General features: G+C 66.1%; 13 protein-coding genes. 4 read left to right on the top strand and 9 right to left on the bottom strand.

The window, feature by feature from the left end:
- Positions 1–160 precede the first annotated feature (160 nt).
- Positions 161–454 carry a YciI family protein gene (locus BGI27_RS07195; RefSeq protein WP_095524208.1) on the top strand — a complete coding sequence of 98 codons (294 nt, stop codon included), beginning with the start codon at positions 161–163 and terminating at the stop codon, positions 452–454.
- A gap of 259 nt (positions 455–713) precedes the next feature.
- Here BGI27_RS07195 and BGI27_RS07190 read toward each other — a convergent pair whose 3' ends face one another.
- Genes BGI27_RS07190 through BGI27_RS07170 form a run of 5 tightly spaced genes read right to left on the bottom strand, consistent with a single transcriptional unit; the run spans position 714 to position 4,755 of the window.
- Positions 714–1,562 carry a sulfurtransferase gene (locus BGI27_RS07190; protein WP_095524207.1) on the bottom strand — a complete coding sequence of 283 codons (849 nt, stop codon included), beginning with the start codon at positions 1,560–1,562 and terminating at the stop codon, positions 714–716.
- 59 nt (positions 1,563–1,621) lie between these two features.
- Entirely contained in the window at positions 1,622–2,320 is a 699-nt protein-coding gene (locus tag BGI27_RS18965) for an RraA family protein (protein WP_095524206.1), read from the bottom strand.
- A gap of 38 nt (positions 2,321–2,358) precedes the next feature.
- Positions 2,359–3,237: an amino acid ABC transporter permease gene (locus BGI27_RS07180; RefSeq protein ID WP_095524205.1), complete on the bottom strand. Its 879-nt coding sequence runs from the start codon at positions 3,235–3,237 to the stop codon at positions 2,359–2,361.
- Entirely contained in the window at positions 3,234–3,881 is a 648-nt protein-coding gene (locus BGI27_RS07175) for an amino acid ABC transporter permease (protein WP_095524204.1), read from the bottom strand. Before BGI27_RS07175 ends, BGI27_RS07180 begins: the two co-directional genes overlap by 4 nt.
- Positions 3,882–3,906: 25 nt before the next feature.
- Positions 3,907–4,755 (bottom strand): transporter substrate-binding domain-containing protein, encoded by an 849-nt coding sequence (locus BGI27_RS07170; protein WP_170942934.1) that lies wholly within the window; start codon positions 4,753–4,755, stop codon positions 3,907–3,909.
- A 229-nt stretch (positions 4,756–4,984) separates the two neighbouring features.
- Here BGI27_RS07170 and BGI27_RS07165 point away from each other — a divergent pair, with 229 nt between their 5' ends.
- Complete coding sequence (locus tag BGI27_RS07165; RefSeq protein WP_095524202.1) at positions 4,985–5,932, top strand: LysR family transcriptional regulator; 948 nt, start codon at positions 4,985–4,987, stop codon at positions 5,930–5,932.
- A 62-nt stretch (positions 5,933–5,994) separates the two neighbouring features.
- On the opposite strand, the gene BGI27_RS07160 is transcribed toward BGI27_RS07165, so the two are convergent.
- The 4 genes from BGI27_RS07160 to BGI27_RS07145 form a co-directional block, all read right to left on the bottom strand.
- The gene (locus tag BGI27_RS07160) at positions 5,995–6,939 is read right to left on the bottom strand and encodes a LysR family transcriptional regulator (RefSeq protein ID WP_095524201.1); all 945 of its coding nucleotides are present in this window, start codon (positions 6,937–6,939) and stop codon (positions 5,995–5,997) included.
- Positions 6,940–7,111: 172 nt separating this feature from the next.
- Positions 7,112–7,522, bottom strand: a complete 411-nt coding sequence (locus BGI27_RS07155; RefSeq protein WP_095524200.1) for a DoxX family protein — start codon at positions 7,520–7,522, stop codon at positions 7,112–7,114.
- Positions 7,523–7,669: 147 nt separating this feature from the next.
- Entirely contained in the window at positions 7,670–8,371 is a 702-nt protein-coding gene (locus tag BGI27_RS07150) for a pirin family protein (RefSeq protein ID WP_095524199.1), read from the bottom strand.
- Positions 8,372–8,486: 115 nt separating this feature from the next.
- Positions 8,487–9,389, bottom strand: a complete 903-nt coding sequence (locus BGI27_RS07145) for a LysR substrate-binding domain-containing protein (RefSeq protein ID WP_095524198.1) — start codon at positions 9,387–9,389, stop codon at positions 8,487–8,489.
- A 99-nt stretch (positions 9,390–9,488) separates the two neighbouring features.
- On the opposite strand from BGI27_RS07145, the gene BGI27_RS07140 reads away from it, so the two are divergent.
- Both BGI27_RS07140 and metC read left to right on the top strand, forming a co-directional pair.
- Positions 9,489–10,727: an MFS transporter gene (locus BGI27_RS07140; protein WP_095524197.1), complete on the top strand. Its 1,239-nt coding sequence runs from the start codon at positions 9,489–9,491 to the stop codon at positions 10,725–10,727.
- Positions 10,728–10,764: 37 nt separating this feature from the next.
- Positions 10,765–11,934 (top strand): cystathionine beta-lyase, encoded by a 1,170-nt coding sequence (gene metC, locus BGI27_RS07135; RefSeq protein ID WP_095524196.1) that lies wholly within the window; start codon positions 10,765–10,767, stop codon positions 11,932–11,934.
- Positions 11,935–11,948: the final 14 nt, after the last annotated feature.

Raw genomic sequence — 11,948 nt, 5'->3', positions numbered from 1 at the left:
TGCCCACGGCTGGCTTTGCACAGCCAGCCGGCTACGGCGGCGCGCAGCGGGCTGCGCGAAACCCCGCCTGCGCCCTCATGTATCCCTATACACTCCGGCTCCCGTGCTGCTCTTCGCCCTGCTGAGAGCCTCTCGCTACAAACTTTGAATAGGTTTTAAGATGCGTTTCGTTGCGATTTTTGAAGACACCCCCGAAATGGCCGAGATCCGTCAGCAGTTCAGGCTGCAGCATCTTGCCTACCTGCGCGAATATGCCAGCGAGCTGGTGATCGGCGGCGGCCTGCGCGACGAGCCCGGCGGCCCCTATCTGGGTGCGCTCTGGGTGCTGGAGGTGGAGTCCCGTGCGCGCGCCCTCGAAGTCATCGAGGCCGATCCCTACTACCAGGCGCTGGCGCGGCCCTACCGACTTTACAGCTGGGGCAAGGCGATCCCGGAAAACCAGGTGTTGCTGTAATCCACTGGCTTGGTTGCAGGCAGAGTGGTGCGCATGGCGCACCCTACCCGTCTTGCAGGCGGGATGCTGCGAGTGGTGCCAGGAGGTGGGCAGGATGGCGTAGGGGCAATGCCATTAAGTCAAGCTCAACCCCTGCCATTGGCGTCATTCCGGCCTTCGCCGGAATGACGGCACTGTGCTGACTTAATGGCATCGGGCGTAGGGGGCACCGTGCGCACCATTGTTTTTCATGCATGCCGCAGTGCCTCGAACCTATTCTCTATTTGGCCACCGGCCGTGCCGGGTCACTGCACCATTCGCTCCAGGAACCGGGGTAGAGGCTGGCGCCCGGGAGCCCCGCGGCTTCCATCGCGAGCAGGTTGTGGCAGGCGGTGACGCCGGAGCCGCACTGGGCGATCACGGCATCGGGCGCTGTGCCTTGCAGCAGGGCGAGGTATTCCTCGCGCAGCTGCGCGGCCGGTTTGAAACGGCCATTCGGTAACAGGTTGTCTTTGAACGGGCGGTTGCGGGCACCGGGGATGTGGCCGGCAACCGGGTCGATGGTTTCGTTCTCGCCCCGGAAGCGGTCCGCGCCACGGGCATCGACGACGAGCCGGGCCTGCGTGCGCAGGTTGGCGAGCACCGCGTCGGCATCCGCCGTCGGGGCGAGTGAGGCGCGCAAGGTGATGTCGCCGGGTGCGCGGGCTGGCGGCACGGTCTGCGTGAGCTCGCCCCCGGCCGCCAGCCAGGCAGCCACGCCGCCATCGAGCACGGCCACGGCCTCATGGCCTACCCAGCGCAGCATCCACCACAGGCGCGAGGCCGCCATGGCGCTGTCCTGCGCGTCATGCACGATCACCTGCGTGGTGGCATTCACGCCCAGGCGTGCCAGTGTGGCGACGAAGACTTCGCGTGCCGGCAGCGGATGGCGGCCGTTGTGGCCTGTCCTGAGGCTGGAGAGTTCTTCGTCCAGATGAAGGAAGACCGCGCCGGGCAGATGGCCGGCGGCGTAGGCGGTGCGCCCGGCCTGCGGATCGGCCAGGGCGTGGCGGGTATCGATGACGAGCCAGTCCGGCGAGCCGATCCGGGGCTGGAGTTCGGTGGCCTGGATCAGGGTGGTATAGGGCATGTGCTTTGGCTCCGGAGACTATCGGCCACGACGGCCGTGGGCGGAATGCTGATTGCGCATTATCGGTCTTCCTTACTTGGCATTCTTGAACTTCTTGATGGCATCGACCATTGGATGCCCGGCGCGGATGTAGTCCTGCATGTTGCGTTCGGCTTCGAGCAGGGCCAGCGCACGGGCATGTACCACTTCCGCCTGTGCGGGGGCGACAGCCACCACGCCGTCGCGGTCGCCGACGATGATGTCGCCCTCGCGGATGAAGACGCCGCCACATACGACAGGTTGGCCGATGCTGACACCATGCGGTTCAGCGAACGGCGTGCGTTGATGCCTGCTGCGAAGACCGGTAGCCCCAGGCTGCTGCAGTCTTCCACGTCACGCAGTGCGCCGTCTGTGATCACGCCGGCAACCTGCAGTGCGGCCGCGCGAAGCCCCATGTTGCCGCCCCAGATCGAGTTGTTCCGTTCGCCGCCGGAGGCCAGCACGATGATCTGGCCCGGTCCGGCGCTGTCGATGGCCATCTGCACGCCGAGTGAGAGTGAAGGCTCCACCTCGGCCTGGGTGGCATTGTGCGGGATCGGGATGCGGGCCACGGTGTGGGCGCGGCCCGCGCAGCGCGTGCCGACGATGGGCAGCGGGCCGTCGAGGTAGGCCGTGGGCAGGCCCAGGAGATCCATGGCATCGCAGAGGACGGCGACGGGGATGTCTTGCAGCAGATCCAGCAGGGGATCTGCGGCAGCGGGGGTGTTCTGTTCGGACATGATGGGGTGTGTCTGCGTACTGAAGGGGGAAAGAGGAGTTATGACGCCGATCCAAGCCGGCCGCCAGGCGTGGTTCGCGCCAGGCTGCTTGCCAGCCAGGACAGCGCGCCGCACAGGCAGCCGTAGATCAGCATCATGACCAGGGAAACGGCGATGACGTTGTGGAAGGCGGTGGAGATGATCTGCCCGGTGCGCAGCAGCTCCTGATAGCCGATGGCATAGCCCAGTGCGGTGGCCTTGGCGATGCGTACCGCTTCGGCAAGCAATGCCGGGCGCATGTGGTGGAGCGCCTGCGGCAGCAATATCAGGCGCACGGCCTGGGAGCTCGTCATGCCCAGCGCGCGGGCCGCCTGCATCTGTCCGCGCGGGATCGCGTTGAGCCCGGCACGGATGATCTCGGCGCAGAGGGCGCCGTGATACAGCGTCAGCGCCACGATCAGCGGTCCCAGCGTCTGCAGCTGATCCAGTCCCAGCACCATTGCCGCTGTGTCGCCCAGGCCGTTCGCGAGCGTCACGCCTATCCGGTTGAAGGCCTCCGCGTAGGTGAAAAACACGAACAGCAGGATCAGCAGCGAGGGGATCGCGCGGAAGAGTTCCACCCACAGGCGCAGGGGCGTGCGCAGCCATCGCGGCCCGGCGCTACCCAGGGCGGCCAGCAGCAGGCCGGCGACGAAGGAGAGCAGAGTGCAGGCGATCAGGGCACGCAGGGTCGCGGCGAATCCGCGCCCGATCAGCCGCCAAAGCGCAGGTTCGAGAAACGGGGCCCAGAGCTCGCCACGCAGCTGGCCGGTCTGCGCCAGCGCGTGGATTCCCAGCCCCAGCAACAGCACGAGGCCGCAGCCGCAGACGATGTCCAGTCCGCGCAGGAATTTGCCGGTACGCGGCGTGGGCGCGTCAAAGAAAGGGCTGGCAGTCATCGCGTGAACGCCATGCGGGATTCCACGCAATGCATCAGGGCGGCGATGGCGAGGTTGAGGACGACGTAGCCCGAGGCGATACCGGCGAACAAGGTGAACACTTCGCCGGGGTTGTCGATCGTCAGGCGGTGCAGCTGGGCGGTGGCTTCCACCACGCCGAAGGAGCCTGCCAGCGCCGTGGCCTTGGCCAGTGAGATCAGGTTGTTGCCGATGGCCGGGATGGCGTTGGCGACCGCCTGGGGCAGCAACACGGTGCGCAGCATCGTGATCGCATCCATGCCCAGCGAGCGTGCGGCCTGCGACTGGCCGGGCGCGATGGTGTTGAAGCCCGAGCGCAGCGATTCACAGATGTAGCTTGCTTCGTACAGCGCGAGTGCCAGCGTGGCGTAGACGAAGAAGGACAGGCGCAGGCCCAGTTGCGGAAAGCCGAAGGTGATGAGAAAGAAGACCAGCACCACGGGCGTGTTGCACATCACCGCGACATAGCCGGCCGCCAGCCTGCGCAGGATGCCCACCGGGAGGAGGCTGGCGATGGCCAGCGCGGTGCCGGCCACCAGCGCCAGGCAGGCAGAGGCAAGAAACAGCAGCAGTGTGAGACGGAAGCCCGCCGCGATTTCCGCGAGGCTGGCAATCAGAAGCTGCATGGCGTCGTTTCCTGGGCCTGGCTGCTCAGCATTCGTCGCCCACGACCGGGGGTTTCTGCGGCGCCACGCCCAGCGGGGCGAAATGCTTGTCCCACAGGCGTTGCCATTCGCCGCTGCTGACGACTTCCTTCAGCGCGCCGGAAGTGAAGCGGCAGAAGGCGATGTCATCCTTCTTCAAGCCGATGCCCCAGCCTTCCGTGCGCATCGCCGGCACGTCGGCCGCCACCAGGTCCGGGTACTGCTTCACGAAGCCGAGGTTGTTGAGATCGTTGCCCATCTTGCCGTCGACGGTGCCGTTGACCACCTGCTGCGTGCAGGCGCTGACATCCTCGAAGGGGATGAAGATGCCTTCGTTCTGCTGGATGACCGGCACCGAGGTGCCCGTCGGCGTGGTGCAGATGCGCTTGCCCTTGATGTCCTCGGGGCGCTTGTACCTTTGCCGGTTCTCGCTGCGCACGTAGAGATAGGCGCGTGCATCCACGTAGGGGCCGGCCTGCCCCACCAGCGCGCGGCGCTTCGGGGTGATCACGTAGGCTCCGATCAGGATGTCCACCAGCCCCTGGTTGAGTGCGGTCTCGCGGCTGGCCGAGGGGACTTCCGTGAATCGCACCTTGGCCGCCGAAAGTCCGAGCCGGGCCGCCAGGGCGCGTGCGATATCGGCATCGAAACCTTCCACCGCGTTGGTCAGCGGGTTCAGCTGCACCACGCCGGGCAGATCCAGCCGGGCGCCGACGACAAGGCTGCCTCTTTTCTGGATCCGTTCCAGCGTGCCGCCGCCAGGTGCGGAGGGTTTGTCCTGTGCGTGGGTGGACAAGGGGCCGACCAGGCTGGCGGCCAGGATGACGCGTGCGATCGTGGACGCGCTTGTATTCATTTGGAATGACATTTCAGACTCTTCGGACGCTTCTGGTTGACGAGGGCAGGGCCTGGGCTCCGCACAAGGAAGCGTCATCGTAGAGCGAGTGTTGTATTCAAAAAACGATTTATGTTTGATAACAATATGTGGTTTCTGTATTTATCGATGAACTTGCCGAAGGCATACTCGCGCCTTTGCTCCGTGGCTTGCCGCGCCTGCTTTTCGCCTCTTCTGCCCTTCGCGAACGATGAAACGACCCTATCACTTCAAGATCGACGACATCGACGCCTTTGTCTGCACCGTGCGTCATGAGTCGGTGTCACGCGCGGCGACAGCCCTCGGTCTGCCCCAGCCGGCGGTGACCCGCCGCATCCAGGCGCTGGAAGAGAGCTTTGGCCTGCAGCTGCTCGATCGCAATACACGTCCGCCCCGGCTCACGCCGATGGGGCACCGCATCTACGAGCAATGCGTGCAGGTGCTGCGCGAGAGCGAGCAACTGATCTCGGTGGCCAATGCCGGCCTGCCCGCGGCGGATGTGTTCCGCCTGGGCTTGCCGCAGATGGTGGCCGAGGCTGTGGCGGTCGACCTGCTCGGTGCCCTGCGAGCGCGCTTTCCCGCCCTGTCGCCGCAGGTGCTCACAGGCTGGAGCCCCGGGCTGCTCGACATGGTCGAAGCCACGGACCTGGATGCCGCTGTGGTGGTGGCGCCGCCCACACAGCGTTTTGCCGAGGGGCTGCTGGCCGAGGCCTGCCATCGTTTCCGGCTGGTGGTCGTGGCCGCCCGCGATTTCCCGCTCGACGAGGCGCGGGGATGCCGGGTCGGGGATCTGGCGGATTGGCCCTGGGTGCTCAACCCCGACGGCTGCGGGCTGCGGCTGAGTCTGCAGCGGCTGTTCGAAGAGGCGGGCTTTCCGATCCGTGTGGTGTCGGACAGTTTCGGCACGGCCTTGCAACTGGCACTGGTGGCCAACGGCCTGGGGCTGGGATTCATGCCGCGCCCGCTGGTGGAGGCGAGCCCCTGCCGCGAGCGACTGCGTGTGATCGAGATCGCCGGCTTCGCCCCGGTGGCCGCGCTGTGGCTGGTGCGTGGCAAGGCTTCTCAGCGGCCGGCCGGATGGTTCGCGACCTGCAGGGAGTCTGTGCTGGCGGCATGGCCACGAGACGGGGCCGATGCGGTTTCGCCCTCACACGGATGAGGCGCTGGCGTGTTCTGTTCTGCAGGCTTGAGTACGAAGCCGCACGAGGCGTCGGTCCGGGCTCAGCGGATCCGGTGACGCTCGCCCAGCAGGGCCGCGCGGGTGACGGGGCGTTGCAGCTGCTCCAGCCACCATTGCAGGGCGCGCCCGGGTTCGGCCTGGCCGCGTTTGCGCCAGGCGTAGCTGGACTGGATCTGCTGTGTGGCACGCTCCAGCGGTTTGGCGACCAGGCGGCCGACGTCGATGTAATCCTGCGCCAGGCAGGTGGGCAGCAGACCCACACCCAGCCCGCGGATCTGGGCATCGAGCTTGGTCGGCATGTCGGCCACCGTCAGAACGTCCTGCCCGCTGAGCAGGCCGATGGTGAGCGGGCTGCCTTGCCGCACAGAGTCTGCGATCGCAACGGCGCGGTGCTGGCGGATGAGTTCGTCTGACAGCGGCTCCGCCGCCTGCGCCAGCGGATGGTGCGGCGCCACGGCAAAGACGAAATGCACCGTGCCCAATAGCTCGCGTTGCAGGCCGGTGGCGGTGTTGTTGTCCATCACCACGCCGATGGCGAGGTCCGCTTCTCCCGAGGTGAGCGTGGTCAGCGTGCCGGAGAGGGTTTCGGCGCGCAGCCGCAGGCGTGTCGGGGGGCTCAGGGCGAGGAAGCTGGCGCACAGCTCCATCACCGTGGCGCGATCGATGATGCTGTCGACGGTGATGGTGAGCTGGGGCTCCCAGCCCGTGGCCACGCGCTTGACGCGGTTGGCGATGGCGTCGACCTCTCCCAGCAGGCTGGCGCCGCCGCGCAGCAATTCGGTACCGGCCGGGGTCAGCCGGGCCTGGCGTGAGGAACGGTCGAAGAGCAGCACATCCAGCGCATCCTCGATCTGGCGCACGCGGTAGGTCAGCGCACTGGGCACCATGTCATTGGCGCGTGCGGCGGCGGCAAAGCTGCCGGTGTCGGCAATCGACTGCAGCAGTGCCAGCGAGGCCGGCGTGAGGACATCGCGGGGCGTGGGCATCAGCGGCTCCCGGGTTCAAGGATTTTGAATCCTGCCCTCGCCGCCCCTTTGCTGCAAGCCAGGGGCGCACAAGCACCCTCATGCTTGTCGCGACGTGACGGTGCAGCGCCCGAAAAGATACTTGTAACAAAAAGCCCCGCCGGCATGGCCGGCGGGGCTTGGCGAGGGGCGTTCAGGCTTGCTTGCGGGCGTCCACACTCCAGCCGCCGGCGCCGAAAGCCGCCAGGCCGAGCAGGCCGCCGATCACGGCGATGTTCTTGAAGAACAGCAGTTCGACCACCATCGCCTGTTGGGCCGGAGCAGCCCAATAGGCATGGAAGAAAATCGAGGCGGCCAGCGTGAACACCGCCAGCACCAGGGCGGCCAGGCGGGTCTGGAAGCCCACGATCAGGGCGATGCCGACGCCGATCTCGACGATGATCGCGAGCACTGCGCCGAGCTCGGGCAGCGGCAGACCGACCGAGGCGATGTAGCCGACGGTGCCGCCGAAGCCGGTGAGCTTGGCGAAGCCGGCGGGCACGAAGAGCACCGAGATGAGCAGGCGCGCGGCCAGCGAAAGGGCGTTCTGAAGCGATTGGGACATGATGTTTCCTCTGTACATGGGTGGGTGGGGTGATGCAGGGCCGTCGTCGGGCGTTTTGCCATCTCTTGGAACAACGCCGTCATTCCGGCTTGCGCCGGAATGACGCTGATCGAGCGCGATCGAGGTTCAAGAGCGCGGCATTGACCCTCAGGCGGCCAGGTCGAATACGAGTACTTCGGCGTCCTGGCCGTCAGTCAGTGCCAGGGCATTCTCTTCCGCCAGCAACAGGGCGTCGCCTGCCTGCAGGGGCTGCCCGTTGGCGGTGAGGGCGCCGCGGATCAGGAACACGTAGGCCTTGCGTGCAGGGTCCAGCGCGAGCTCCGCGCGTTCGCCTGCCGCGAACAATCCGGCATAGAGACTGGCATCCGCGTGGATGCGCACGGAATCCTGCGCGCCGTCCGGCGAGGCCACCAGGCGCAGGGCACCACGCTTCTGCTCGACAGGAATGGTCTTCTGCTCGTAGCCGGGGGCGATGCCGAACCGGTCGGGCTCGATCCAGATCTGCAGGAAATGCGTCTCTTGATTGTCGGCGTGGTTGAACTCGCTGTGCATCACGCCGCTGCCGGCGCTCATGCGCTGCACGTCACCGGGCGGGATGCTCTGCACGTTACCCATGCTGTCGCGGTGGGCCAGCTCGCCGCTGAGCACGTAGCTGACGATCTCCATGTCACGGTGGCCATGGCGGCCGAAGCCGGTGCCGGCGGCGATGCGGTCCTCGTTGATGACGCGCAGGTTGCCCCAGCCCATGTGCTCGGGGTCATGGTAGCCGGCGAAGGAGAATGAATGGTGGCTCTTCAGCCAGCCGTGATCGGCATAACCGCGGTCCTGGGATTTGCGCAAGGTGATCATGATGTTTCCTCCGTGTGGGGTGGAATTCATTCTCGGCCCCGACGCGGGCGGCAAGGTGCTGCCGGTTTGATGGCAGCGTTCAAGATTATTGAATGGAAGGCTGCCTGCCCTGGTTTCAGTGGGAAAACGCCACGGCCACGTCCACGCAACTGAGGAAATTGGCCAGCAGGGGTTTGGGCAGGCCGTCGCGGGTGACCAGATACATACTGTGGAAGGCGCCGGCATCCGCCAGCGGTACGTAGCGCACGCGATCCATGGCGATGCAGGCCATCGGGCTGGGCATCACGGTCACACCCAGGCCGGCCGCCACCAGGCCGATCTGCGTCACGGCCTCGGCGGCTTCCTGTTCCACCTTGGGCGAGAAGCCGGCCCAGTTGCAGAGCCTGCGCACCAGTACGCCGAGGTCCGCGCCGGCGTTCGCGGGATAGGAGATGAAGCGTTCGTCGGCGAACTGCGCCAGCGTGACCTGTTCGGCGTTGGCCAGGGGATGCCTGACCGGCATCGCCATCATCAGCGGGTCGTTGCTGAGGAGTGTCAGACGCAGGCCGTCGATCTTCCGGTCCGGTTCGTTGTAGCGCACGAAGCCGATATCCAGCTCGTTGTTGCGCAGGGAGTCGAACTGTTCGGGCGTGACCATCTCGCGCAGCTGCACTGTGACGTCCGGGCACTTCTTGCGGAACTCTCCGAGGATGCTCGGCAGCAGGGGCTTGAGCGGCAGTGAGGTGGTGTAGCCCACGCGCAGGTGGCCCAGCTCTCCTTTGGCCATGCGCCGTGCTTCGGTGCTGGCCGCCGCCGCGTCTTCCAGAACCCGGCGTGCGCGTTGCAGGAATATCTCGCCCGCTTCGGTGAGGCTCACGCTGCGGCGGCTGCGGATCAGCAATTGGGCGCCGACCTCTTCTTCCAGCGCCTGGATCTGCTGGCTGAGCGGCGGTTGTGCGATATGCAGGCGCTCGGCTGCGCGGCGGAAATGCAACTCTTCGGCGACGGCGACGAAGTATCGGAGATGACGGAGTTCCATTGAGACTGAAAAAGTATCAAAAGTGCCTGAAAAATATATTGGACCTATCTTTTTTGCGTGTCCAGAATCCTTATCAGATTCATCCCCTGGTTGTTTTTCATGGCTCTCAGTCCCGCTGCCGACGCAGCGACTTCTTCCAGCAAGCCGTCGTCCGCCTATCTCCAGTTCGGCACCGCCGGCTATCGCAAGGCCGCGCTCGGTACCTTCTTCGGTGGCTTCGCCACGTTTGCGATGTTGTACTGCCTGCAGCCGCTGATGCCGGAGCTGGCGCGCGAGTTTGGCCTGACGCCGTCGCAGGCCAGCGGGGCGATGTCGATGGCCACGGGCGGGCTGGCCCTGTGTCTGGTGCCCGTGAGCCTGATCGCCGATCGCTACAGCCGCAAACTGGCGATGGTGACCGCACTGGCCCTGGGGGGCGCGCTGACGGTGCTGGCAGCCTTCGCGACGGATTTCAAGGCGTTGCTGGTGATGCGCACCCTCTTCGGTCTGGCTCTGGCCGGCCTGCCAGCCGTGGCGATGGCTTATCTGTCGGAAGAGATCGCGCCTGAATCGCTGGGCCGTGCGATGGGGTTGTACATCGCAGGGAACGCCTCGGGTGGCATGAGCGGGCGCCTGATCGCGCCGCTGCTGGCGGATGCCGGCTCCTGGCGGGTTGCCACGGCAGTGCTGGGGCTGATGGGGATCGCTGCTGCACTGGCCGTGGCCCGCACCTTGCCCGCCTCGCGTCATTTCGTGCCGCGTCGCGCTTCGCTGGCGGCCATGAAGCAGCATGCCGCGCAGCATCTGCGCGATGCCGGCCTGCCTTGGCTGTTCGTTTGTGCCTTCCTGCTGATGGGCGCTTTCGTCAGCTATTACAACTACCTCGGCTTCCGCCTTTCCGCACCGCCGTTTTCCCTGCCGCTGTCGGTGCAGGGGCTGGTGTTCCTGCCCTACATCTTCGGCATGGTTGCATCGGCCTGGGCTGGGCGGCTGGCGGATCGCTTCGGCCGCCGTGAGGTGTTGTGGATGATGGTGTGCGTGATGACGGCAGGCCTGCTCGTCTCGCTTTCCGACAACGGCATGGTCCTGGGTCTGGGCACCATTCTCGTGACCTTCGGTTTCTTCGCCTCGCATTCGATCGCCAGCAGCTGGGTGGGGCGCCGGGCGCGGGAAAACCGCGCGCTCGCGTCGGCCCTGTATCTGTCGGCCTATTACCTGGGCTCCAGCGTGCTGGGCTGGACTACCGGCCTGGTCTGGCACATGGGCGCCTGGAGCAGCGTGGTCATCAATCTCGCGTTGGTGCTGGGCCTGTGCCTGCTGATCGCTTTTTACCTGCGCAGGCTTCCGCCGCTCAAATGATCGAGCTCCCTTCCAGAAATCTTCCAAGAAACCTCCGATGAAGCGTCCCCAATCCCCGAATACCCGATTGCTGCGTGCCGGCCGGCCGCACAAGGGCTGGGTCAATACTCCGGTCACCCGCGCCAGCAGCTACATCTTCGAAAACGTCGAGCACTGGCGCGATACGCGCAACCGCCGGGATGCCGAACGCATGCTGTCGTATGCAGCGCGTGGCACCGACAGCACCTATGCGCTCAAAGATGCGCTGGTGGAGCTTGAAGGTGGTTATCGCGCCAAGGTGTTCCCGACCGGTCAGGCTGCGATCGCCACGATCCTGCTGGGCTATCTGGGGCAGGGTGACCATGTGCTGATCACCGACGCGGTGTATGCGCCGGTGCGCCGTTTCTGTTCGCGCCAGCTCTCGCGCATGGGCGTCGAGCATGATTATTACCGTGCCGACGGCTGCGATCTTGCCGGACGCATCAAGCCGAATACCCGCCTGATCTATGTGGAGAGCCCTGGTTCGCTGGCCTACGAAATGGTGGATCTGCCGGCCATCGTCAGGCTCGCGCGTGCGCATGGCTGCCTCGTCGCCGTCGACAACACCTGGGGCTCGGGCCTGCTCTACCGGCCGCTGGCACTGGGGGCGGACATCTCCGTGATGGCGGCGACCAAGTATCTCGGCGGCCATTCCGACGTGATGCTGGGCACGGTGGTGACCAATCAGGCCGCCTGGCAGCCGATGGAGGAGGCCGCGGTCGATCTGGGGCAGACCGTCGGTGCCGACGATGCCTGGCTGACCTTGCGCGGCATGCGTTCGCTGGCGGTTCGCCTGGCAGCGCACGGGCAGAATGCGCTGACCGTCGCACGCTGGCTGCAATCCCGTCCGGAAGTGGCCTGCGTGCATTGTCCTGCCTTGCCGGACAGCCCTTCGCATGCACTGTGGCTGCGTGATTGCAGCGGTACCAATGGCCTGCTGACGGTCGAGTTCGCGCCGATGTTCGACGCGGCGGCGGCCATCCGTTTCATCAACGCCTTGCAGCTCTTCGGCGTGGGCGCCTCCTGGGGCGGCTACGAGAGCCTGGCGCTGCCGGTCGACATGCCGGGCGCGCGTACCGAAACCGACTGGAGCGGGCGTGGCGGCATGGCGCGTCTGCATATCGGGCTGGAGTCGCCCGAAGATCTGATTGCCGATATCGAGGCCGCGCTGCAGGCGCTGCGTGGCTGACCCTTTTTTCCGGA

The organism is Candidatus Dactylopiibacterium carminicum, assembly GCF_014736495.1.
GTDB classification, from domain to species: domain Bacteria; phylum Pseudomonadota; class Gammaproteobacteria; order Burkholderiales; family Rhodocyclaceae; genus Uliginosibacterium; species Uliginosibacterium carminicum.
This window is presented reverse-complemented; position numbering and strand designations above follow the sequence as displayed.